The 21,312-nt window shown below is 44.1% G+C and carries 27 protein-coding genes; 9 read left to right on the forward strand and 18 right to left on the reverse strand.

What is annotated here, in order from left to right; all coding sequences use genetic code 11:
* Both AUL54_RS01545 and AUL54_RS01550 read right to left on the reverse strand, forming a co-directional pair.
* Positions 1-813, reverse strand: coding sequence for a hypothetical protein (locus AUL54_RS01545; protein ID WP_060962673.1), 813 nt, complete (start codon positions 811-813; stop codon positions 1-3).
* Positions 814-970: 157 nt separating this feature from the next.
* The gene (locus AUL54_RS01550) at positions 971-2,389 is read right to left on the reverse strand and encodes an alanine/glycine:cation symporter family protein (protein WP_060962674.1); all 1,419 of its coding nucleotides are present in this window, start codon (positions 2,387-2,389) and stop codon (positions 971-973) included.
* A gap of 378 nt (positions 2,390-2,767) precedes the next feature.
* Between AUL54_RS01550 and AUL54_RS01555 the strand changes: the two genes are divergently transcribed.
* Together AUL54_RS01555 and AUL54_RS21795 are read left to right on the forward strand one after the other, a co-directional pair.
* Positions 2,768-3,121 carry a hypothetical protein gene (locus AUL54_RS01555; protein WP_060962675.1) on the forward strand — a complete coding sequence of 118 codons (354 nt, stop codon included), beginning with the start codon at positions 2,768-2,770 and terminating at the stop codon, positions 3,119-3,121.
* Between the two features lie 24 nt (positions 3,122-3,145).
* The gene (locus AUL54_RS21795) at positions 3,146-3,271 is read left to right on the forward strand and encodes a hypothetical protein (protein WP_013352436.1); all 126 of its coding nucleotides are present in this window, start codon (positions 3,146-3,148) and stop codon (positions 3,269-3,271) included.
* Between the two features lie 69 nt (positions 3,272-3,340).
* On the opposite strand, the gene parC is transcribed toward AUL54_RS21795, so the two are convergent.
* The 3 genes from parC to AUL54_RS01570 all read right to left on the reverse strand — a co-directional run bounded on the left by parC (position 3,341) and on the right by AUL54_RS01570 (position 8,565).
* Positions 3,341-5,764 carry a DNA topoisomerase IV subunit A gene (parC, locus tag AUL54_RS01560; RefSeq protein WP_060962676.1) on the reverse strand — a complete coding sequence of 808 codons (2,424 nt, stop codon included), beginning with the start codon at positions 5,762-5,764 and terminating at the stop codon, positions 3,341-3,343.
* Between the two features lie 2 nt (positions 5,765-5,766).
* Positions 5,767-7,734 (reverse strand): DNA topoisomerase IV subunit B, encoded by a 1,968-nt coding sequence (gene parE / locus AUL54_RS01565; RefSeq protein WP_060962677.1) that lies wholly within the window; start codon positions 7,732-7,734, stop codon positions 5,767-5,769.
* A gap of 423 nt (positions 7,735-8,157) precedes the next feature.
* Positions 8,158-8,565 carry a CoA-binding protein gene (locus AUL54_RS01570; protein ID WP_060962678.1) on the reverse strand — a complete coding sequence of 136 codons (408 nt, stop codon included), beginning with the start codon at positions 8,563-8,565 and terminating at the stop codon, positions 8,158-8,160.
* 151 nt (positions 8,566-8,716) lie between these two features.
* Here AUL54_RS01570 and plsY point away from each other — a divergent pair, with 151 nt between their 5' ends.
* Together plsY and AUL54_RS01580 are read left to right on the forward strand one after the other, a co-directional pair.
* Entirely contained in the window at positions 8,717-9,298 is a 582-nt protein-coding gene (plsY, locus tag AUL54_RS01575; RefSeq protein WP_016935965.1) for a glycerol-3-phosphate 1-O-acyltransferase PlsY, read from the forward strand.
* Positions 9,299-9,384: 86 nt separating this feature from the next.
* Positions 9,385-9,672: a HesB/YadR/YfhF family protein gene (locus AUL54_RS01580; protein ID WP_060962679.1), complete on the forward strand. Its 288-nt coding sequence runs from the start codon at positions 9,385-9,387 to the stop codon at positions 9,670-9,672.
* 31 nt (positions 9,673-9,703) lie between these two features.
* On the opposite strand, the gene AUL54_RS01585 is transcribed toward AUL54_RS01580, so the two are convergent.
* The 7 genes from AUL54_RS01585 to acnA form a co-directional block, all read right to left on the reverse strand.
* The gene (locus AUL54_RS01585) at positions 9,704-10,003 is read right to left on the reverse strand and encodes a hypothetical protein (protein WP_060962680.1); all 300 of its coding nucleotides are present in this window, start codon (positions 10,001-10,003) and stop codon (positions 9,704-9,706) included.
* A 15-nt stretch (positions 10,004-10,018) separates the two neighbouring features.
* Positions 10,019-10,435, reverse strand: coding sequence for a YbgC/FadM family acyl-CoA thioesterase (locus tag AUL54_RS01590; RefSeq protein ID WP_060962681.1), 417 nt, complete (start codon positions 10,433-10,435; stop codon positions 10,019-10,021).
* A gap of 85 nt (positions 10,436-10,520) precedes the next feature.
* Positions 10,521-10,763 (reverse strand): small acid-soluble spore protein Tlp, encoded by a 243-nt coding sequence (gene tlp / locus AUL54_RS01595; RefSeq protein WP_060965037.1) that lies wholly within the window; start codon positions 10,761-10,763, stop codon positions 10,521-10,523.
* A gap of 24 nt (positions 10,764-10,787) precedes the next feature.
* On the reverse strand, positions 10,788-10,934 hold the full coding sequence (locus AUL54_RS01600; RefSeq protein ID WP_013352427.1) for an acid-soluble spore protein N: 147 nt from the start codon (positions 10,932-10,934) through the stop codon (positions 10,788-10,790).
* Positions 10,935-10,997: 63 nt separating this feature from the next.
* Entirely contained in the window at positions 10,998-11,123 is a 126-nt protein-coding gene (locus AUL54_RS20360) for an FbpB family small basic protein (RefSeq protein WP_012117651.1), read from the reverse strand.
* 78 nt (positions 11,124-11,201) lie between these two features.
* Positions 11,202-11,711, reverse strand: coding sequence for a TlpA family protein disulfide reductase (locus tag AUL54_RS01605; RefSeq protein ID WP_060962682.1), 510 nt, complete (start codon positions 11,709-11,711; stop codon positions 11,202-11,204).
* A 60-nt stretch (positions 11,712-11,771) separates the two neighbouring features.
* Entirely contained in the window at positions 11,772-14,498 is a 2,727-nt protein-coding gene (gene acnA, locus AUL54_RS01610) for an aconitate hydratase AcnA (protein WP_060962683.1), read from the reverse strand.
* Positions 14,499-14,729: 231 nt separating this feature from the next.
* Between acnA and sspO the strand changes: the two genes are divergently transcribed.
* The 4 genes from sspO to AUL54_RS01630 all read left to right on the forward strand — a co-directional run bounded on the left by sspO (position 14,730) and on the right by AUL54_RS01630 (position 16,181).
* A complete protein-coding gene (sspO, locus tag AUL54_RS01615; protein WP_003244839.1) occupies positions 14,730-14,876 on the forward strand; it encodes a small acid-soluble spore protein SspO in 147 nt (48 codons plus the stop codon).
* Positions 14,877-14,906: 30 nt separating this feature from the next.
* Positions 14,907-15,053, forward strand: coding sequence for a small acid-soluble spore protein P (locus AUL54_RS01620; RefSeq protein ID WP_003153984.1), 147 nt, complete (start codon positions 14,907-14,909; stop codon positions 15,051-15,053).
* A 95-nt stretch (positions 15,054-15,148) separates the two neighbouring features.
* On the forward strand, positions 15,149-15,520 hold the full coding sequence (locus AUL54_RS01625) for an Hsp20/alpha crystallin family protein (protein WP_060962684.1): 372 nt from the start codon (positions 15,149-15,151) through the stop codon (positions 15,518-15,520).
* A 232-nt stretch (positions 15,521-15,752) separates the two neighbouring features.
* Entirely contained in the window at positions 15,753-16,181 is a 429-nt protein-coding gene (locus AUL54_RS01630; protein WP_060962685.1) for a DUF2621 domain-containing protein, read from the forward strand.
* A 27-nt stretch (positions 16,182-16,208) separates the two neighbouring features.
* Here the strand turns inward: AUL54_RS01630 and AUL54_RS01635 are convergent, their stop codons facing one another.
* The 3 genes from AUL54_RS01635 to AUL54_RS01645 all read right to left on the reverse strand — a co-directional run bounded on the left by AUL54_RS01635 (position 16,209) and on the right by AUL54_RS01645 (position 17,933).
* Entirely contained in the window at positions 16,209-16,700 is a 492-nt protein-coding gene (locus tag AUL54_RS01635; RefSeq protein ID WP_095240656.1) for a CcdC family protein, read from the reverse strand.
* Positions 16,701-16,778: 78 nt separating this feature from the next.
* On the reverse strand, positions 16,779-17,141 hold the full coding sequence (locus tag AUL54_RS01640; RefSeq protein ID WP_016935975.1) for a response regulator: 363 nt from the start codon (positions 17,139-17,141) through the stop codon (positions 16,779-16,781).
* A gap of 84 nt (positions 17,142-17,225) precedes the next feature.
* Positions 17,226-17,933 carry a cytochrome c biogenesis protein CcdA gene (locus AUL54_RS01645; RefSeq protein WP_060962686.1) on the reverse strand — a complete coding sequence of 236 codons (708 nt, stop codon included), beginning with the start codon at positions 17,931-17,933 and terminating at the stop codon, positions 17,226-17,228.
* 200 nt (positions 17,934-18,133) lie between these two features.
* Between AUL54_RS01645 and AUL54_RS01650 the strand changes: the two genes are divergently transcribed.
* Positions 18,134-18,307: an aspartyl-phosphate phosphatase Spo0E family protein gene (locus AUL54_RS01650; RefSeq protein ID WP_012117647.1), complete on the forward strand. Its 174-nt coding sequence runs from the start codon at positions 18,134-18,136 to the stop codon at positions 18,305-18,307.
* A 73-nt stretch (positions 18,308-18,380) separates the two neighbouring features.
* Here AUL54_RS01650 and AUL54_RS01655 read toward each other — a convergent pair whose 3' ends face one another.
* From AUL54_RS01655 to tkt, 3 genes are all read right to left on the reverse strand, one after another.
* Positions 18,381-18,599: a YneF family protein gene (locus AUL54_RS01655; RefSeq protein ID WP_003153994.1), complete on the reverse strand. Its 219-nt coding sequence runs from the start codon at positions 18,597-18,599 to the stop codon at positions 18,381-18,383.
* A gap of 85 nt (positions 18,600-18,684) precedes the next feature.
* Entirely contained in the window at positions 18,685-19,131 is a 447-nt protein-coding gene (gene sirA, locus AUL54_RS01660) for a sporulation inhibitor of replication protein SirA (protein WP_047474793.1), read from the reverse strand.
* Between the two features lie 150 nt (positions 19,132-19,281).
* On the reverse strand, positions 19,282-21,285 hold the full coding sequence (tkt, locus tag AUL54_RS01665; RefSeq protein ID WP_060962687.1) for a transketolase: 2,004 nt from the start codon (positions 21,283-21,285) through the stop codon (positions 19,282-19,284).
* Between the last annotated feature and the right edge of the window lie 27 nt (positions 21,286-21,312).

Here is a 21,312-nt window from a genome sequence, read left to right on the forward strand (position 1 = left end):
TCACTTCTCTCTCTTTCGTTTTGTATGCGCGGCGCTCGGCAGCAGGAATGTAAGAATCATACCCGCTACCGTAAGTAATCCTAATGGAATGGCGAATCCGCCGCCGGAATACAGCATTGCCGTTATACAAAAGAAGGCTGACTGTCCGGCGTGGATCAGCCGCTTTCTTCGCATAGGCAGCAGCCATAATATCCCTAATCCTGTCTTCAGCGCTCCCTTCACGATCTCTGCATCGGCACAGCCATCATGAAAACCTTGAAAAAACCAATACAAACTGAATACGAGACACATCAGGACATAGACAAACCCGAAACGGACTGATATCCTCGGATGTCGGTTTTGTTCTATCCAAAGCCGCAACGCATCAAAGCTCCATGCCGTAGCCCAGCCGAGCAGCGGACGAAATAAAAACTTATCTATCCATCTTCCCGGCAGACCCCAGGCCGTTTCATATTGATATTGAGTCAAAAAAGTGATGTCCCCGTTATCCCGCTCTATATACCTCCAGTAGCCCCGGCCGTCTTTTATCAGAGACAGCGGATGATCAGATGCAAAAGCAAGCGCCGACACCCTTTCTGACGATTGAGGCCTTATATCACCCATTGATTCACCCGTTCCGGACACCTTCAGCCCAAAACCGATTCGCGTTTCATATAGGAATCTCTGCGGTTCATCCGGTAACTTATGAAGATATGTAATGTGAGAAAAGCGCAGGTCCCATTCCTTATGAAGAACCGGGTTTTGCGTATATTCCCAAAGCGTTTCTATATCAGACGCCATATTGATTTCGACATATATCGGCTTCTGTTTCATACTCCCTCCTCTTCCCCTCTTTTGTAAACAATTCCTATATTATCGTAGGGATGTAAGAAATTCCGCAATAAGATTTCAGGAATATGAAGCCGGTTTTTGACATAAAAAAACCCTTCACATTAAACGTGAAGGGTTTCGTAAATGATATGCATATTCCTCAGTTGGCAGCCTTGTGTTCAGGGCTTGTACTTTCTTCTTCCGCCCATGTTTCAATATGCTTGAGTTCCGGAGTATTCTCAGCTTTAAATACGGGATCAAGTCCTTTTTTGCGCTGAGCGGCATAATCTTTATAGATCTTATAGGCTACATTACTCAGCAGCAAGATTGCCACTAAGTTAATGAGAGCTAAGAGACCCATGAACAAGTTTGCCATGTCCCAGACAATCTTGAAGTCAGCCAAACATCCGTATACCACCATCACTACGACGAATACGCGGTAAATATTAAGCCATGTTTTGCTTGTTTTAATAAATTCGATATTCGTTTCACCATAGTAGTAGTTGCCGACGACTGAGCTGAATGCGAATAAGAACATCGCAATTGCAATAAACGTCGGGGCCCAGCCTCCGAGATGGTGCTGCAGTGCGGCTTGTGTCACTTGGATGCCGTCGCCTTTAGGCGTAAAGCTGTACAATAAAATGATAAAAGCAGTCGATGTACAAACGATAAATGTATCAAAAAACACGCCTAACGTCTGGATTAATCCCTGCTTAGCCGGATGCGATACGTGTGCAGCTGCTGCGGCATTCGGCGCGCTCCCCATACCCGCTTCGTTTGAAAACAGGCCGCGCTGCGCACCGATAATAATGATGCTTCCTAAGCTTCCGCCGACGATCTGCTCAAGACCAAACGCATTTTTCACAATCGTCATAAGCAATTCAGGTACCGCGGTAATATTCACAATTACAACATACAACGCGATCAGAATATACATACCCGCCATGACCGGAACGATAAATTGCGAAACGGATACAACACGTTTCAGCCCGCCGAATATAATGAAAGCCGTTAATACAGCTAAGATGATGGCGATAACTGTTTTATTCACATGGAAAGCCTCATCAAACGCGACAGAAATCGTATTTGACTGCACGGCATTAAAGATAAGTCCGAAAGAAACGGTAATCAATACGGCAAATAAAATACCGAGCCACCGGGCGCCGAGACCTTTCGCCATGTAATATGCCGGACCGCCGCGGAATTCATCGCCGGAGCGCACTTTATACAGCTGCGCCAAGGTACTTTCCACAAAGCTTGAAGCCATACCGACAATCGCTACGATCCACATCCAAAATACTGCGCCGGGACCGCCTGTTGCAATCGCCAGCGCGACACCGGTCAAGTTTCCGGTACCGACACGCGAAGCGGCCGAGATAAAGAATGCCTGCATTGAAGACACTCCTTTATTTCCTTGCGGCTTCTCCCCGACGATTCTAAACATTTCAATAAAGTATTCGAATTGAATGAAGCGAAAACGGAATGTAAAATACAATCCGATTCCTACTAAAATATAAACAAGATACTTCCAAATAAAATCATTTGGAACATTTATGATTTCACTGATGAAAGCCTCCATGTTTAACCTCCCTTTTACATATCTTTTACTGTCATTTTTGCTGCATATGTTAGATCTTTTAACACAACGGGTATTATTATATCACAACAACAGATGTTGAGAAGTTTTTTTAAGAAAATGTTTCGGTTTCTTCATCATGCTTATTGCTGGTATGCCCCGTTTCTTTATCCTGTAACCTGAAAAATGTTGTCACATCAGAAGGGTTGCGTGCATATCATAACAAATAGGCCTTTAAGAATAAAAGAGATGAAAAGACGGACGGAATGGTATATACTTAACCAGCATAATAATTTTTTAAATTTAATAAATGTGTTTACTTTCAATTTGAATTAGGGTATTATAATAAAAATATTCAGACTTATGAAGGGGGGAGAACATTTGAAAAAAATCTTGGTTTTAAAAGCTTCTATTTTATTTTTAGCGATTGCAAGCTTTCATTTGCTCTCCATTCCCCATGCGTTTGATACTGCTCATCATTTTAAAGCCGTAGCCGATCAGCAGGAAATGCACGAAATGAAGGCCGGCCAAAATGCTGACGATGAGAAAAAGTCGCTGACGGGCTCATTTATTTTGACGGCGCTTTTTGCCGCTTCTGTTTCACTGATCGTGATATCAGACAGAAAACGCCCCGCTTCCCGGAGAAGACAGCGAAAGAAAAGCTTTTTAATCGCTAAATTTTATCAGTCCTCGTATTTCGATGAGCTTCATGTTCAACATCGCCTATCTATGTAACATAAAATGAGGAGGTTGTTCAACATGTTGTTTATCTTACGAATGGTGATTTTAGGCTTATTTTCATTCACTGCATTAAATTTATTTGTATGGCAGGGAATTGAAGTCGTTCACGCTATCACGGACTTATTCGGCAGCCACGAGAGCTAATAAATAGCAAAACCTCCGCTTTAGAACCAATTGAGCGGAGGTTTTTTTCACTTTATTTTATTTTTACTCTTAAACATCTGACGCGGGGATACGCCATACATCTGTGACCGGCCCTGTCTCATCTTCATCTGTAAAGAAGGAGCCGTTGCTGTATCGGTCATTAGCCCGCAATAATTTCACCGAGGTTTCAATTCTCTCGCCTTTTTCGGTTTCCGCAGCGATCATGTCGGCTAAAGCGCACGCGAATACTCCGACAACACGATGCGGGTTCTTTTTAAGCTCACGCAGCATGATGACACCGCGCTTGGCCCTGGATGTTCTTTCGAATTCAGAGAGATTCATCCGTTTGATGGCTCCCCGCTGCGTGACGAGGACAAGCGAATCTGTTTCATGCAGGATTTGTCCTGATACGACGGTATCGCCGTCTTTTAAATTAATACCCTTTACGCCGGCCGCACGGGCTCCGACTACATTTACTTCATCTTCACCGAACCATAAGCCGTACCCGAGGCGGGTGGCGATAAACAGCTGGCAGCCGCCGTCTGTGACATGAACATCAATCAGCTCATCGTCCCCTTTAAGGTTAAGAGCAACAAGCGCTTTTGAGTAACGCTGCGCTTTGTAATGCGTCATTTCAGTTCTTTTCACCATACCGTTTTTCGTCATAAACAATAAATATGAAGATGGATCAAATTCTTTTACCGGTATAGCTTTCACGATGGTTTCGTCACGGTCCATCGTGGTGATGTTCGTGACGTGCTGCCCCATGTCTTTCCACCTGATATCAGGAAGCTGGTGAACCGGACAATATATATAGCTTCCCTTATTGGTAAAGAGCAGGAGCACATCCGTTGTATTCATTTCAAATTGGTGAATCAGCCTGTCCGTGTCCTTCATCCCGAAATCCTGGCCGTTGGAAGCAGCAAATGACCGCTGGCTTGTTCGTTTTACATAGCCGTCCTTCGTGACTGTCACATAGACGTCCTCCGAGGCAACCATAACTTCGAGATTGATTTTAATTTCTTCAATCTTCTCTTCAATGACCGACCGTCTGCTGTCAGCATAAGTCTTTTTCACTTTTTTCAGGCTGCTGGTAATGACTTTTAACAGCTTTTTATCATGACTTAAAATGGCTTCAAGCTCCTGAATTTTCTTGCTGAGCTCTTCCGCTTCCTCTTTTAATGCCGTAATATCCGTATTTGTCAGACGATACAGCTGCAAAGATACGATCGCTTCCGCCTGAGGCTCCGTAAATGCGAATTTAGACATTAAGTTTTGTTTCGCATCTTTCTTGTCGCTGCTTGCCCTGATGACGGCAATGACCTCATCCAGCACAGACAGTGCCTTCATCAGTCCTTCAACGATATGGTGCCGCTCTTTTGCTTTTTGTAATTCAAAGACGGAGCGGTTTGTCACAACTTCCTTCTGGTGGGAAATATACGCATCCAGGATGGCCGTAAGACTCATCAGCATCGGCCGGCGGTTATGTATGGCGACCATATTAAAGTTATACGTTGTCTGCAGGTCAGTGTTTTTATATAAGAAATTCAAGATGCCTTTTGCATCGGCTTCTTTCTTTAACTCAACGACCACCCGCAATCCCGTGCGGTCCGTTTCATCCCGGACTTCAGAAATACCTTCAACTTTTTTGTCTATGCGGTATTCGTCCATTTTCTTCACGAGATTGGCTTTGTTTACTTCAAACGGGATTTCTGTAATGACGATCTGCTCCCGTCCGCCTCTTACGGCTTCCACTTCAGCCTTGCCGCGGATAATAATTTTGCCTTTACCGGTTTCATAGGCCTTCCGAATGCCGTCGACACCTTGGATGATGCCTCCTGTCGGAAAATCAGGCCCTTTAATCACCTGCATCAAGTCATCGACGGTGCAATCGGGCGATTCAATCCGCTTAATGACAGCATCAATGACCTCACCCAGATGATGAGGGGGAATATCAGTCGCATAGCCCGCGGAAATCCCGGTAGATCCATTGACCAGCAAGTTAGGAAACATAGCGGGCAAAACAACCGGTTCTTTACTTGTGTCATCAAAGTTCGGAACGAATTCAACCGTATTTTTATCGATGTCCCGCAAAAGCTCTGATGCGATAGAAGATAATCTCGCTTCCGTATAACGCATGGCAGCAGGCGGATCACCGTCAATGCTTCCGTTGTTGCCGTGCATCTCAATCAGCACATTCCGCACTTTCCAATCCTGGCTCATCCGCACCATCGCTTCATAAACGGAGCTGTCTCCGTGCGGATGATAATTACCGATAACGTTCCCGACCGTTTTTGCCGCTTTCCGGAAATTTTTATCGAATGTATTTCCGTCTGCGTGCATGGCGTATAAAATTCTCCGCTGCACCGGCTTTAACCCGTCACGTGCATCGGGCAGCGCCCTGTCCTGGATAATATATTTACTGTAGCGTCCGAAACGGTCGCCGATTACTTCTTCTAACGGTAAATCATGAAATAACTCTGGCTGTGCCACTATTAAACCTCCTCAGCGACCGACAAGTTTTCATTTTCCAAAATATTGCTCTCCTCGTCTAATCCGAAGGCAACATTCTTTTCAATCCATTTTCTTCTCGGTTCTACTTTGTCTCCCATTAATGTCGTTACGCGGCGCTCTACGCGTGCCGCATCGTCAATCTTGACTCTGACGAGCGTTCGCGACTCGGGATTCATCGTCGTTTCCCAGAGCTGGTCTGCGTTCATTTCTCCCAGACCTTTATAACGCTGAATGGTATAGCCTTTGCCGACTTTCTTTAAAACGCCGTCCATTTCTTCGTCGGACCAAGCATATTCAATAATCTCTTTCTTGCCGCTTCCTTTGCTGACTTTGTAAAGAGGCGGAAGCGCGATGAAGACTTTTCCGTGCTCAATTAAAGGTTTCATATAGCGGTAGAAAAACGTTAACAGCAAGACTTGAATATGTGCGCCGTCGGTATCCGCATCGGTCATGATAACAATCTTGTCATAGTTAATGTCGTCTATCTCAAAATCTGCGCCGACTCCCCCGCCGATCGCATGAATAATTGTATTGATCTCTTCATTTTTGAAAATGTCTGCAAGCTTTGCTTTCTCTGTGTTGATGACCTTTCCGCGAAGGGGCAGCACGGCTTGGAATTTCCGGTCTCTTCCCTGTTTTGCAGAACCTCCGGCAGAGTCTCCCTCCACGAGATACAATTCATTCTTCGCCGGATTTCTGGAACCGGCCGGTGTGAGTTTTCCGCTCAGCGTCGCTTCTGATTTTTTGCGTTTTTTACCGCTTCTCGCTTCTTCTCTCGCTTTACGGGCAGCTTCACGGGCCTGGCTTGCTTTAATCGCTTTTTTGACGAGCAAGGTCGCTGTATCGCGGTTTTCTTCCAAGAAATAAGCAAGATTCTCAGAAATGACTGCGTCCGTGGCGGATCTCGCCTCACTTGTGCCAAGTTTCCCTTTTGTCTGGCCTTCAAATTGCAGCAGTTCCTCCGGGATACGCACGGAAATGATCGCGGACAACCCTTCTCTGATATCGGCGCCTTCAAGGTTTTTGTCTTTCTCTTTCAGAAGCGCGACCTTTCGCGCATATTCATTAAACGCTCGTGTCATTGCCGTTTTGGCTCCTGATTCGTGGGTGCCGCCGTCCTTTGTTCTGACGTTATTAACGAATGACAGCATATTTTCTGAGTATCCGTCATTAAATTGGAAAGCAAAATCGACTTCAATGTCGTGGTGCTCGCCTTCAAAGGAAACCACTTCGCATAAAGCGTCTTTTTCTTCGTTTAAATAGGCGACAAATGCTTCAATTCCGTTCTCATAATAAAATACTTCTTTTACGTTGTTCCGCTCATCAATTAATTCTATTTTTAAGCCTTTTAATAAGAAGGCGGATTCGCGCAGGCGTTCCGACAGCGTGTCAAAATTATAAACCGTTGCGCTGAACATTGACGGATCAGGTTTAAAATGGGTAAGCGTTCCCGTTTTCTTGGTCGTACCGATTTTTTCAAGTGAAGTCACAGGCTTGCCGCCGTTTTCAAACCGCTGTTTATAAACATAGCCGTCACGCTCAATGGTAACTGTCAGCCACTCTGATAAAGCGTTTACGACAGATGCGCCGACACCGTGCAGACCGCCGCTTGTTTTATAGCCGCCCTGGCCGAATTTCCCTCCCGCATGCAGCACGGTGAAAATAACTTCCGGTGTCGGCTTTCCGAGCTTATGCATTCCGGTCGGCATTCCGCGCCCTCTGTCCTGCACGGAGATGCTGTTGTCCTTATGTATCGTTACGATAATATGATCTCCGTAGCCGGCAAGGACTTCATCGACGGAATTGTCGACGATCTCATATACCAGATGGTGCAGGCCGCGTGCGTCCGTCGAACCGATATACATTCCCGGTCTTTTTCTGACGGCTTCCAGGCCTTCAAGCACCTGTATGGCATCTTCGTTGTAATCAAATTGCTGTTTTCTAGCCAAACGTACAAACCCCTTTCAAAAAACCTGCTCTTAATCATTCTCTTTTTAAATGTTTTCATGTCTTTGTTTTTCAGTATGCGCAAGCTTCGGTCCAATTCTCCTCGGACTCACAATTATAACCAATATGCTTGATTTCGCAACATATTTAAGCGAATGGCTCGTTTTTTAGGCCGCAAGACATACATTCGAACGGCTTTTCATCTTTTTGGTGCTCTTTTCTGGAGACGAGAACTTATGTTCGCTTTCTATTATATAGATTTATGCCGTCCATCGCAAACAGACTGCAGCCCCCTTTCATGCAGGGGTTTCTAAAAAAGCTGTTCATGCTTTATTGTATCTGTTTCAACATCATACGCAAAGAGTATTCTTTCAATAAAAAAACAAAAACCCCTGATTTGCCAAGGATTTTTGCCTTTTTTGTTCCTATTTTATAACAGCGCGGGCGACTTTTATACATAAATCCATAATGGCCGTCCGCCCTTTCTCTGTAATCATGCGGTACGCTTCTTCATTTGCCAGGCCCTGCTGCGCCCAAAAAACGGGAGCATCCGTCTGTAAAAACTCTTCAGCGACGCCGGGAAGCTGCTCAGAGCGTCTGAACACATTGACGATATCAATCGGTCCCTCAACGTCTTTTAATGAAGCGACGGCTTTAACGCCAAGCGCTTCATCAATCGTCGGATTAACAGGAATAATCTCGTACCCTTCATCCTGCATCGCTTTGGAAACCATGTAAGAAGTCCGGTCGGGACGGTCTGACAGCCCGACGACGGCGATCCGTTTGCTTCGGTCAAGAATGTCTTTAATCTCTGACTTTGAAGGATTTTGCATCTTTACCATCTCCTTTTGTATTATTGTACACGACAGCTTCACCGGATTCAAAAAAAGCGGTTTGTCAGCTTAATTCTCAAAAAACTTGTCATCAGACGATAACAACTCGTGTTAAAATAAAGTGAAGGGACATTGAAAAGGAGAAATGTAGATGTTGATTGCTTTATTGATTATTTTGGCCTATGTAATAGGCAGCATCCCGTCAGGTTTAGTCGTAGGCAAACTTGCGAAAGGGATTGATATTAGAGAACATGGAAGCGGTAATTTGGGTGCCACAAATGCTTTTCGCACGCTTGGCGTGAAAGCGGGATCTGTCGTCGTTGCAGCCGATATTTTAAAAGGCACCTTGGCCGCGGCGCTGCCGTATTTATTGCACGTTCCCATTCATCCTCTTCTCGCAGGAGTGGCAGCAGTGATCGGTCATGTATTCCCTGTGTTCGCAAAATTCAAGGGCGGAAAAGCCGTAGCCACTTCAGGAGGCGTCCTGCTGTTTTATGCTCCGCTGTTATTCGTAACGATGGTTGCAGTGTTTTTCGTATTTTTATTCCTTACGAAATTTGTTTCTCTGTCTTCAATGTTAACAGGGATTTATACGATTATTTACTGTCTGTTTGTAAAAGATCCTTATTTATTAATCGTAGTGACGCTCTTGACCGCGTTTGTTATCTACAGACACAGGGCAAACATCAAACGGATTATGAACAAAACAGAACCGAAAATCAAATGGTTTTGATGAAACTTCAATTTTGACATCAAAATGCCATATGCGTTTATAATAGAGATAATTTCTTTATGAGAAACAAAAAGGGAGTGTTCCGGATGAACATGAAAGTAACGAAAGGCGCGCTGGATTGGTACAAAGAAGAGCTTGAACTGGAAACAGGCGATCAGGTCCGTTTCTTTGTCCGTTACGGAGGATGCAGCAGCGTCCAGAAAGGCTTTTCTCTCGGTATTTCAAAAGACCAGCCGATGAACGTCGGAATCAGCACGGAAGTTGAAGGCATTACCTTTTTTATTGAAGAAAGCGACTTATGGTACTTTGATAATCATGATCTGTCCGTCACATATTCAGATCAGTCAGAAGAGCCGGTATTTGATTACGTGTAAGAAAAAAGAACGCAGCAGATGCGTTCTTTTTTTACAGTTTGAACCTTCTGATATGATCAGTCAGATGTTCTTTTTCTAAAATGCGTTTCTGCGTTTCACCGAGCAGGTCAAAGTGGGGAAATTGATTTTTATGATGAATCCACTCAGGCTTCAGCCCGTATTCCGATCCCCATCGAATCAGCTTATTGAGATCACTTGAACCGGCCTTCGTCACGGTCTTAGCCTCCGGAAAGCGGTCGTCCAGCCAAAAATGCGTTAAAAAAGCGATTTTTCCTTCCGATACATCCCGCTTCCATCTTTCCAGTTCTCTGCGTGTAATTCCAAATGCCATAACTTGAGCCGCTCCTTATTTTTTTGCCTTTTCGTAAGCGGCATGCCAATCAGGAAAGGCCTTGCGGAACTGAATCGGTTTGAAGCTCTGTTTATCGACGCATATGTGAGTGGATGACGCTTCGATCGCAAGTTCTTGATCCGGATTATAGATGCGGTAGCCGTAAATGGTTTTAAATCCGTTATATTCTTCAATCCACGTATGTACTTCGGCTGTTTCTCCGTAGCGGAGCGGCTTTTTATAAGAAATGCTGATATCCACTACAGGTGACAGCACCCCTCTTTCTTCCATGTCCTTGTACAGAAATCCGAGGTCCTTAATGAGCGCCGTTCTCCCGACCTCCATCCAGACTAAGTAATTGGCATGGTAGACGATACCCATTTGATCTGTTTCCGCATAACGCACTTCTATTTCTTTTTTTGACACATGCAACGTTCTCTGCTCCCTTATTATCAGATTAGCCCTATTTTATCACAACGTGGCGGAAAGAGAAAAAACCAGGTTTCCCTGGTTTTTATTACGATTGATAGCCGTTTTCTCTCGCAGCCGATTCATCCTGAATTTCACTTCGGAATGATTCAATGCTTTCATTGCGTCTGGCATTCTTCTCTTGAATGTGCTGTTTTTCCTCATCTGTGGCAAACTCCATTGATTCTTTCGCTTCTTCTATATTTTCGATTGTATTCTGCACCATATCCTGAAGCTTTTCAACGTTATCAGAACGGTCGTCCGGATTCGGTTTTTGATAATTGTTTGTCATCATGTCAGCTCTCCTTTAATGATATTATTCGCCTTTCGTCTGCATGACAATCGGATGTCCGTTTGACTTGTCATGAAACTTTTCCCCTTTGTTTCGTTTATATTTAACGGGTTTTGTCCCTAAGTGGCTCGGAGCGTACTGCGGCTGGCCGTCTTTCTTGTTTGTGCCCATGTTCATCCCTCCTTAAGAGTATATTTCGCAAAAGGAGGCGCAAACATGACTGCAAATTAAAGGTTATTTTTGTTTAAACCGCTGCTCCAGCTTTTCTTCAAGCTGATTCAAATATTCCGTATTGGTCATCAGCTCACGTTTATTCTCCATAACCAATTCATGAAAAGAACGTTTTCTCATTTTTTTCAATCTTCTCACCTCCATGTTTTCATTCATCTTTTCCAATTTTTTAAAAGATAAGCCTTTCGCATAAAAAAAACTGAACCTCTACTTGAGATCCAGTTTTTCTTTCATTTCTTTTTTTGTCATCGTGCCTACTCGGATGTACTGAATGGTTCCTTTTTCGTCTAATATGTATGATGTCGGATAAGAAAGCACGTTGAAATCTCCGTTAATCCCGCTTTTGTCAATCAAAATTGGAAATGTCAGCTGATAAGTATCAGCGAATGATTTCACAGCCTGTATATTTTTTTCAGAGGACGTAAAATTAACGGCTACTACCGCAATATCCGGATATTCCTTCTGCAGCTCCTGCATATCGGGCATTTCCATCCGGCATGGCTTGCACCACGTCGCCCAAAAATTAAGGAGTACTTTTTTACCTTTATAATCAGAAAGGGAGCTGCTTTTTCCTGACAGTGTGTCGAGTGTAAAGTCAGGAGCCTTCATCCCTTCTTCTGTCCCTTCTTTCGGACTTGTTTGTGAAGAATAAATGTTCCAGCCCGCATACACTAACAACCCGATAAGTAACAATACGCCCAGCCATTTAGCAAGCATCTCAAGGCCTCCCGTATAAAAAGAGAGAAAGCAGTCCGCTTTCTCTCTTTTGTCTTTCTGCTACTGTTTCATTTTATCGCGAAGCACCATTTGTAAAATGCCGCCGTGACGATAGTAATCAATTTCCACTTCACTGTCGAAACGGACAACGACTTCAAATGTTTTTACCGTACCGTCTTCACTGATGGCTCTGACAGTCAGCAAGTCGCGTGGACGTACAGTTTCATCAACATCCACCTCGATAACTTCCTTACCGGTTAAACCGAGTGTATCCGCGTTTTCACCCTGTTTGAACTGGAGCGGCAGCACACCCATGAAGACGAGGTTACTTCTGTGAATTCTTTCAAAGCTTTCCGCAATAACTGTTCTGATGCCTAGCAGGTTTGTTCCTTTTGCAGCCCAGTCACGTGAAGAGCCCATTCCGTAATCTTTGCCCGCCAGGACGACAAGACCCGTTTTATCTTCTTTATACCGCATGCATGCATCATAAATAGATGTCACGTCACCGGTAGGCCAGTGTGTAGTGTATCCGCCTTCTGTGCCAGGCGCGATTTGGTTTTTAATGCGGATATTGGCGAATGTTCCTCTCATCATGACTTCATGGTTTCCGCGGCGTGAGCCGTAAGAGTTAAAGTCCCGAGGAGAAACGCCTTTTTCCTGCAGGTATTTGCCCGCCGGCGTGTCTTTTCCGATCGCTCCGGCCGGAGAAATATGGTCAGTCGTCACGGAATCTCCGAATTTGCCGACAACGCGAAGCCCTCTTAGTGGCTCAACTTTTCCCGGTTCTACAGACATTTCTTCAAAGAACGGCGGGTTTTGGATGTAAGTAGAATCCTTATCCCACTTGTACAGTGCTTCATCCGTCGTTTCGATTGCATTCCAGCGCTGGTTGTCGTCAAATACCGTTTCATATTCTTTACGGAATAATTCCGGCGTCACAGTCTGTTTGACGAGGGAGTTGATTTCATCCATTGACGGCCAGATGTCATCGAAGTAAACGTTTTGTCCGTCTTTTCCGACACCGATCGGGTCAGATTTCAAGTTAATATTCACAGTGCCTGCCAATGCGTACGCGACGACAAGCGGCGGCGAAGCAAGGTAGTTTCCTTTGACAAGCGGATGGATCCGGCCTTCAAAGTTTCTGTTGCCTGACAGGACAGAAGTGATCAGGAGATCATTTTTAGCAACCGCTTCTTCAATCTCTGGAGAAAGCGGTCCGGAGTTTCCGATACATGTCGTACAGCCGTAACCGACAAGATTAAAGCCGAGCTCCTTCATATATGGAAGAAGGCCTGAATTGACTAAGTATCCAGTAACAACCTTAGATCCCGGTGCAAGTGATGTTTTCACATAATTCGGCACTTTCAATCCTAATTCTACCGCTTTTTTAGCTACCAATCCGGCACCGATTAATACATAAGGATTAGATGTGTTTGTGCAGCTTGTAATGGCGGCAATTGCAATTGCCCCTGTTTTCATGACCGCATCTTCGCCGCTGTTAAGTTTAAATGAGATTTCTTTGTTCTCTTCAGCAGCATCCATTCCGAATCCTTGGTTGCCGGCCGGGCTGACGAGATGTTTTTTAAACGTTTCCTGCATGACAGAAAGCGGGATTAAATCCTGCGGACGTTTCGGGCCTGAAAGGTTCGCTTCAATTTTTGACAGGTCAATTTCTACAATGTCTGTAAAAATCGGCTCTTCTGCGTCAGGCGTATAGAATAAACCGTTGTTGCGGCAGTATGCTTCCACGACATCGATCTGCTCTTCTTCACGGCCGGTCAGACGCATGTAAGAAAGTGCTTCCTCGTCAACCGGGAAGAATCCGCAAGTCGCTCCGTATTCCGGCGCCATATTGGCAATAGTCGCCCGATCCGCAAGCGGAAGCTCAGCAACACCAGGGCCGAAGAATTCAACAAATTTATTGACTACGCCTTTTTCTCGCAGCACTTGAGTGACTTTCAGCGCTAAGTCAGTTGCGGTCGTTCCGTTAGGCAATTTTCCGACAAGTTTCGCGCCGATGACCTCAGGAACAGGGAAATATGAAGGCTGGCCGAGCATTCCCGCTTCCGCCTCAATACCGCCGACACCCCAGCCGAGAACGCCGATTCCGTTAATCATCGTGGTATGGGAATCTGTTCCCACCAAAGTATCAGGATATGTCACAAGCTCTCCGTCTTCATCTTTCGTATGAACGACACTTGCCAAAAACTCAAGGTTTACCTGATGGACGATACCTGTTGCAGGCGGAACGGCCTGATAGTTGTTAAACGCTTTCTTTGCCCAGCTTAAAAATTTATAACGTTCTGCATTTCTTTTGAATTCTAAGTCCATATTAATGGCTAACGCGTCTTCCGTACCCGCTTTGTCGACTTGTACGGAGTGGTCAATGACCAGGTCAACCGGAATTTCAGGATTGATTTTATCAGGGTCACCGCCGACAGAAGCCATGGCTTTTCTTAAAGATGCCAGGTCAACTACGGCCGGAACGCCGGTAAAGTCCTGAAGGATAACCCGTGACGGTTTAAACGGCACATCGATATCTTTTAATTCAGCAGTACCCCATCTTGCTAAATTTTCAACATGTTCTTTCGTAATGACGCGTCCGTCTACCTGACGCAAAACGGATTCCAAAAGAACCTTAATAGAATAAGGAAGTTTTGAAACATTGCCGACCCCTGCGTCTTCCAATGCTTTTAATGAATAGTAGTGGTATGTTTTCCCGTTTGAAGAAAATGTTTTTCTTGCTTGGAAAACGTCTTGTGTTGCGACTTTTTGCTGATTTGTCATTCTCCAAAATCCCCCTTCAAAGATCAAGATCGTTCTTTAGATGAATGTTCACATTCCATCACAATTTTCTCACAATTTCATCTTAGTATAAAATCATACATAAGTAAATATCAATGTTTTTATTAAATACAATAAGATCGTCTTATCAGAATAATTTCCGGTAAATTTTGTCCTGTTTTATGTCTCATACAACGGGCTGTAAAGAGCCATATTAAAGGTGAGGTGATGATCATGGTAAAACGAAAAGCCAATCATGTTATAAACGGCATGAATGATGCGAAAAGCCAAGGCAAAGGCGCGGGTTATATTGAAAATGACCAGCTTGTCCTGACCGAAGCAGAACGGCAGAACAATAAAAAAAGAAAAACAAACCAATAGCCGTCACCCCTTAAAAAAGGAGGCTTTAACATGACAAATAAAAATACGAGCAAAGATATGCATAAAAATGCTCCGAAGGGCCATAATCCCGGCCAGCCGGAACCGTTAAGCGGAAGCAAAAAAGTGAAAAACCGCAACCATACAAGACAAAAACATAATACAAGCCACGATATGTAAAACAGACCTCGGTGTCTGTTTTTTTGTGCCTTTCACCCATTTAAAGCTTCTGCATACGTTATAGCAAGGCTTTTTTAATATGGAGGGATGCTTCCATGAATCATTCAAATCACGCTGAAGAATTTGATGATATCGAAGAATGGCTGCGGCAGTTTTACGAGGACCCGTATGCTTGGTATGACGAGGCGCTTCCGATCGATCTATATGAAACAAGCCGTCAATACATCATTGAAGCTGACCTGACGGCGCTGAAGCCGGTGCAGGCGATGACCGTCACTCTTTCGGGAAATGAGTTCATGCTCTCTGTTAAAACGCTTGAACAGACGTTAAACAAACAAATGATGCTGCCTTTTTATCTGAACGACAAACATATTTTCACTGATTTCACAAACCATATTCTGACCGTCTCCATGAACAAGGAGCCAAATGAGACCCCTGCCTCTTTTTCCTTTCAATTTCCTCTATAACATAAAAAAGCCGTTTTCATCCCTCAATGAAAGCGGCTTTTTTGTCCGGTCATATCAGTCATATACCCTCGAAGTGAATCTCCCATGGCCAAATAGCAGAATCACTATACGATAGAATATGTTCTAGCAATCGGATTGACTGGACATCTATCATTTTTTCTATTCTTTTTTCATGTGTTCTTCTATTCTGTCTTCGTTTACAATATGGTTAAAGTAAGGAGGAGATAAAACAATGCTTGAAGGCTGGTTTATGTGGTTTATTTTATTTTGGGTCATCGTAATGATCGGATTGCTGTCCATCGGGGGGTTTTTTATGTTCCGAAAATTTTTAAAACGCTTACCGAAAGAAGACGGCCGGTCAGAACTGGATTGGCAGGATTATTATATTGAAAAAAGCAGACACCTATGGAATGAAGTCGACAAGGCGTTTTTGGATGAACTGGTCGCCCCCGTGCCAGAGCTCTTTCGGGATGTAGCCAAAGCTAAAATCGCCGGAAAAATCGGTGAAATCTCTTTACAAGAGGAAGCAGAACAAATAAACCGGGATTTAATCATCAGGGGTTACATACTGGCCACCCCTAAGCGGGATCACCAGTTTTTGAAAAAACATCTCCGCGAAAAACAGATTGACCTTACTCCTTATCAAACCCTGCTCAAATAAAAAACCTTTCCGGCGGACGGAAAGGTTTTAATTCATCTGAATATCAGCGGTCTTCAGTTCATTGGCAAGTTTGCGGTACGACATAAACATCGCGATGCGCCACGGGACAATCATTCCGAAAGCCAGAATCCAAAACATTCCGCTTAAAGCTCCGTAATCAATCGTCGTGCTCAAAATGGATTTCATAGCGATTCTGATAACCAGCAAACCAATTAGGATAAACACAAATGCTTTTGACCGTTTTAAATAGATTTCATTATTTTTAATCTCAAATTTAGATGTTTTTATCAGAAAAATAGAGAAGATCACGCCCAGCGTAATGGCCTCCAAAAATTCTTCGCCCGTCACTCTGAAAATCGGAAAAAGAAACATCAGCGCTCCCGTACTCATGAAAATCGGCGGGAGAATTATTTTTTTTGGTGAAGCGGGCTTATCGGAGGATTTAATCCTCACGATCATTACAGAGATTGCCATGGCCGCTGCAATAACGGATGAAATTATAATCATCATCTTTATCATTCCTTTGCTTGCACGGAGTTTGATACTATATACTATACTCCAAAAACATAAAAAAACCAATGTGAAAAGAAAATACGTTTATGTTCCCGTTACCCTGCCTACGGCCTCCAGCACTTTAGACCCTTCAAACGGTTTAACGATAAAATCTTTAGCGCCCAGTTCAATCGCTTCCAGAACGATCCGCTGCTGCCGCATGGCGGTGCACATAATGACATGGGCTTTCGGGTCAAAAGCTAAAATCTCCTGCAGCGCCTGTATTCCGTTTTTAACCGGCATGGTAATATCCATTGTCACCAGATCGGGACGGATTTTTTGATAAACGGCCAGAGCTTCCTCGCCGTCAGCCGCTTCTCCGGCCACTGTATAGTTCGCCGATTCCAGAATCTCTCTGATTTTCACTCTCATGAACTTGGCGTCATCTACAACTAAAACTCGTGTCATATTCCCCTCCACATATTTAACATTAACTAGTCTTATTGTACCAAAAAAGAAAGGGTATATAATAGTTCAAAAGTTATCAATCTCTTACAGCCCCTTGAACCCTCCGAAAAGATTTGACAGAACGATCAGAATATAACTCATCCAGTTAAAAAACAGCATAATTCCGATGACAATCATAACAATGCCGCCGGTTCTCATGATAAGCAGCTGGTGCTTTCGAATCCAACTCATTCTGGTAATAAAAAATGAAAGAACTAAAAAAGGAATGGCGAATCCCAAAACATATAAAAACATATACGGCACCGCTGAAGAAGGATTTGTACCGGCCAGTGAAAACACGGCGCCTAAAATAGGCCCGCTGCACGGCGACCAGCCGGCTGCAAACGCCAGACCGATCAGAACGGAGCCGATAAACCCCTCAGGCCGGTGCTTAAAATGAATGCGCCGCTCTTTCATCATGATTTTCGGCTGAAACACACCCGCCGTAATGAGCCCGAAAAGCACCAGCATGATAGCGCCAAACTGGCGGATCGCTTCATGATAACGGGTAAAAAAACTGCCGATGAACGAGGTTCCGTATCCAAGTGCAATAAAAATCACGGAGAAACCAAGCAAAAAACAAAGTGTATGCACGAGCCCCCGTTTTTGCAGCATCACCTTTTCCGTTTTCACCTCGTCCATGCTGACACCGGTTATGTATGACAAAAAAGCGGGGTACAGCGGCAGACAGCAGGGAGAAATGAAAGACAGAAACCCGGCCCCGAACGTCAGAAAGTAATTAAAACTCACCATGACACACTCCTTTCGAGTTATGACAAAATCATTTCATTTTTTTAACACTTTCCCATGAAGGATTACTTTTTATAGAAAAAGCTTATATAATTTAATTTGACATCAAGATATTATACTCCTTCTTATTTGAAAAACAGTATAAATGTGGATATAATAATAGCGATTCAGTGAAAGATTTATGTATGAAAGGATATATCCCTGTGATTAGAGAGCATCTATTAAATGAAATTGAAAAAAAACGGGCAGAGCTGCTTAAAATCGTCATGACAAACGGAATGACATCAAACATTACGATAGAACTCAGCCAGGAGCTTGACCACCTTCTCATACAATATCAAAAGGAACTGCACACCGGCAGTTGGGGTGAAACATGACGCAAAAATAAAAAACCCTCACCGGGTTTTTTATTTTTATAACCATGTATCTCTATATCATAATCTTTACGTATTATTTCGCTTGATTATTCATGGCTTTCATCATTTGATTAATTTTCTTTTGAGAAGGTTTCATTCCCATTTGCATCATCATCATGCGTAACATTTGTTCATTAATAGGCGGATTCTTTTTCAAATAGCTCATCATATATTTACGAGCAATAAAAAACCCGAGTGCAACACCTATGAGCAATGCGACAACGCCCACTAGGATGCCAACCCATAAAGTCATTTTATTTCCTCCTTCATGTTGTCTAGTTTAAAGTGTACTAAACCAAAGGCTATTATACAACATTTACATCTCTTTTTGCTCGTTTTTAGACAAAATTTCTTTCTCTGACCGGATTTAACCACCCATAACGCCTTGTCTTAAAATCCATCGCAAGAAAACAGGGGCTGATTTTACGGAGAATCTCAAAGAAAATCGTTTCCGCCTCATAATCTCCCGAAGCTGCAATCTCAATCAAGCTGTCTTTCATCATGAAGGTGGCGCGGCCCTTTTCTCCGGGCAGTGTAAGCTGATAAATTGAATCTAAACGGCTGTAACTCATTCGGTTTAAATGAAGCTGGAGACGCTGATGCATATGTATTACCGGAATCGGTTCTGTTATATAGTGAACTTGCTTTTTTGTCAGTTGATATTCTTGGGGTGTCAGATTTGTCCAATGATAGTCTCGAAACAATTCAAACATAGCGGTTTCCCGCCCGAAGTAGTGGTTCGCAAACTCATCCTTAATCAGGTGCGTATAGTAATGACGTTCCATTTCCTCATCCCCTTTTACAGCGCTGCGTATTGCTTTCTATTATACAAAAGGAGAAAAGAAAGAATTGTCTATTACTGTTACGGCGCCCCTTCTATTTTTGTCGTATATACAGGAAAAAGAGGATGATTTGACTCATCCTCTTTTGTTTCTTTATTTGTTTAGCAGTTTCTTCACGCGGTCAGCCACGTTTTCTGCAGTAAACCCGTATTCTTTCATAATTGTTTCTCCCGGAGCTGAAGCACCGAAACGGTCAATTGCGAGAACGTCTCCTTCAAGACCGGTAAATTTGCCCCATCCGAAGCTTGATCCCATTTCAATCGCAAGACGTTTCGTCACATTCGGAGGAAGTACGCTGTTTTTGTACTCGGCCGATTGTTTTTCGAAACGGTCCCAGCTCGGCATGCTGACTACAGATACATGAATGTTTTCGTCAGCCAGCTTCGCCTGTGCTTCAATCGCAAGTCCGACTTCAGAACCTGTCGCTAAAAGAAGGGCGTCCGGTGAATCGGTTTTTGCTTTGGAAACGGTATAAGCCCCTTTTTCTACTCCGGCATACGCTTCTTCAGCCTGCTGATCAATTGTCGGAAGGTTTTGGCGTGTCAACACAAGAGCTGTCGGATGATCCTGGCTTTGAACGGCTAGCTTCCACGCAGCTGCGGTTTCATTGCCGTCAGCAGGTCTGATCACAGAAAGATTAGGAAGCGCGCGTAAAGATGCAAGCTGCTCAATCGGTTCGTGAGTCGGTCCGTCTTCTCCTACGGCAATACTGTCATGCGTAAATACATAAGTGACAGGAAGCCCCATTAATGACGCCAGACGAATAGCAGGTCTTAAATAATCTGAGAACACAAAGAATGTGCCGCCGAATACGCGGAGGCCGCCGTGAAGCGCCATTCCGTTTAAAGCAGCGCCCATCGCAAATTCACGGACACCGAACCAGAAGTTTTTCCCGGCGTAGTCTTTGGCCGTGAAGTCCCCTGCGTTTTTGATTGTCGTTTTGTTTGAACCCGCAAGGTCAGCAGATCCCCCGACAAAGAAAGGAATTTTCTTGGCGATGCCGTTCAGCACCTCACCTGAAGATGCGCGGGAAGCAAGGCTGCTGCCTTTTTCATAGACAGGAACTTCCTGATCCCAGTCTTTCGGCAGTTCGCCTTTCATTCCGAGTGACAGCTGTTCAGCAAGCTCAGGATATTTTTCCTTATAAGCCGCAAACTGTTCATTCCATTCCTGTTCTTTTTTCGCGCCGGCTTCTTTTACAGCTTCGTTGAAATGCGCGTATACTTCTTCTGGAACATAAAAATCTTCTTCAAACGTCCAAGCGTACGCTTCTTTAGTCAGCTTGCTCTCTTCTAGTCCTAGCGGAGCGCCGTGAACACCGGATGTGCCCGCGCGGTTTGGAGAACCGAAACCGATTGTCGTTTTCACTTCAATTAATGTCGGTTTTTTATCATTCTGGCGCGCTTTTTCAATTGCAGCCGTCAATTCAGCGATGTTATTTCCGTCCTCAACATAAAGGACTTCCCAGTTCATGGCTTCAAAACGCTGTTTTACATTTTCAGAGAAAGAGCGGTTTAAATCGCCGTCTAAAGAAATATCATTAGAATCGTATAATACGATCAGGCGGCCTAATTCCAGATGGCCTGCTAGAGAAGCGGCTTCAGAAGAAATGCCTTCCATCAAATCGCCGTCTCCGCAAATACTATATGTATAATGATCAACTACGTTGAATGAATCACGGTTATATGTTTCAGCCAGATGGCGTTCTGCAATTGCCATTCCCACTGCCATAGCGATACCCTGTCCCAAAGGCCCGGTCGTTGCGTCGACTCCGGCTGTATGCCCGAACTCCGGATGTCCCGGTGTTTTGCTTCCCCATTGACGGAACTGTTTCAGATCTTCAATGCTGAGGTCATACCCGCTTAAATGCAGCATGCTGTACAAAAGCATTGAACCGTGTCCTGCTGATAAAACAAAGCGGTCGCGGTTAAACCATCCCGGATTTTGCGGATTTACATTCATAAACTTCGTCCACAGCGTGTAAGCCATCGGAGCAGCTCCCATCGGCATGCCTGGGTGTCCGGAATTAGCTTTTTCAATTGCGTCTATAGATAGTGTACGTATGGTGGCAACTGATTTCTTTTCAATTGTATCCATTATAATCCCCTTCCTTATTGTTGTACC

The sequence above is a fragment of the Bacillus sp. SDLI1 genome (genome assembly GCF_001553895.1).
GTDB lineage: Bacteria > Bacillota > Bacilli > Bacillales > Bacillaceae > Bacillus > Bacillus siamensis.

Bases quoted from the DNA above. Each gene is read 5' to 3' on its own strand.
- AUL54_RS01605 (WP_060962682.1), bottom strand. From the start codon at position 11,711: ATGCTTGCTAAATGGCTGGGCGTATTGTTACTTATCGGGTTGTTAGTG.
- AUL54_RS01625 (WP_060962684.1), top strand. From the start codon at position 15,149: ATGAATCATTCAAATCACGCTGAAGAATTTGATGATATCGAAGAATGG.
- AUL54_RS01570 (WP_060962678.1), bottom strand. From the start codon at position 8,565: ATGCAAAATCCTTCAAAGTCAGAGATTAAAGACATTCTTGACCGAAGC.
- AUL54_RS21795 (WP_013352436.1), top strand. From the start codon at position 3,146: ATGTTGTTTATCTTACGAATGGTGATTTTAGGCTTATTTTCATTCACT.
- AUL54_RS01585 (WP_060962680.1), bottom strand. From the start codon at position 10,003: ATGGCATTTGGAATTACACGCAGAGAACTGGAAAGATGGAAGCGGGAT.
- tkt (WP_060962687.1), bottom strand. From the start codon at position 21,285: ATGGATACAATTGAAAAGAAATCAGTTGCCACCATACGTACACTATCT.
- sirA (WP_047474793.1), bottom strand. From the start codon at position 19,131: ATGGAACGTCATTACTATACGCACCTGATTAAGGATGAGTTTGCGAAC.
- AUL54_RS01600 (WP_013352427.1), bottom strand. From the start codon at position 10,934: ATGGGCACAAACAAGAAAGACGGCCAGCCGCAGTACGCTCCGAGCCAC.
- AUL54_RS01630 (WP_060962685.1), top strand. From the start codon at position 15,753: ATGCTTGAAGGCTGGTTTATGTGGTTTATTTTATTTTGGGTCATCGTA.
- tlp (WP_060965037.1), bottom strand. From the start codon at position 10,763: ATGACAAACAATTATCAAAAACCGAATCCGGACGACCGTTCTGATAAC.
- AUL54_RS01550 (WP_060962674.1), bottom strand. From the start codon at position 2,389: ATGGAGGCTTTCATCAGTGAAATCATAAATGTTCCAAATGATTTTATT.
- AUL54_RS01635 (WP_095240656.1), bottom strand. From the start codon at position 16,700: ATGATAAAGATGATGATTATAATTTCATCCGTTATTGCAGCGGCCATG.
- acnA (WP_060962683.1), bottom strand. From the start codon at position 14,498: ATGACAAATCAGCAAAAAGTCGCAACACAAGACGTTTTCCAAGCAAGA.
- AUL54_RS01655 (WP_003153994.1), bottom strand. From the start codon at position 18,599: ATGACTTTATGGGTTGGCATCCTAGTGGGCGTTGTCGCATTGCTCATA.
- AUL54_RS01580 (WP_060962679.1), top strand. From the start codon at position 9,385: ATGAACATGAAAGTAACGAAAGGCGCGCTGGATTGGTACAAAGAAGAG.
- AUL54_RS01620 (WP_003153984.1), top strand. From the start codon at position 14,907: ATGACAAATAAAAATACGAGCAAAGATATGCATAAAAATGCTCCGAAG.
- AUL54_RS01645 (WP_060962686.1), bottom strand. From the start codon at position 17,933: ATGGTGAGTTTTAATTACTTTCTGACGTTCGGGGCCGGGTTTCTGTCT.
- plsY (WP_016935965.1), top strand. From the start codon at position 8,717: ATGTTGATTGCTTTATTGATTATTTTGGCCTATGTAATAGGCAGCATC.
- sspO (WP_003244839.1), top strand. From the start codon at position 14,730: ATGGTAAAACGAAAAGCCAATCATGTTATAAACGGCATGAATGATGCG.
- AUL54_RS01545 (WP_060962673.1), bottom strand. From the start codon at position 813: ATGAAACAGAAGCCGATATATGTCGAAATCAATATGGCGTCTGATATA.
- AUL54_RS01640 (WP_016935975.1), bottom strand. From the start codon at position 17,141: ATGACACGAGTTTTAGTTGTAGATGACGCCAAGTTCATGAGAGTGAAA.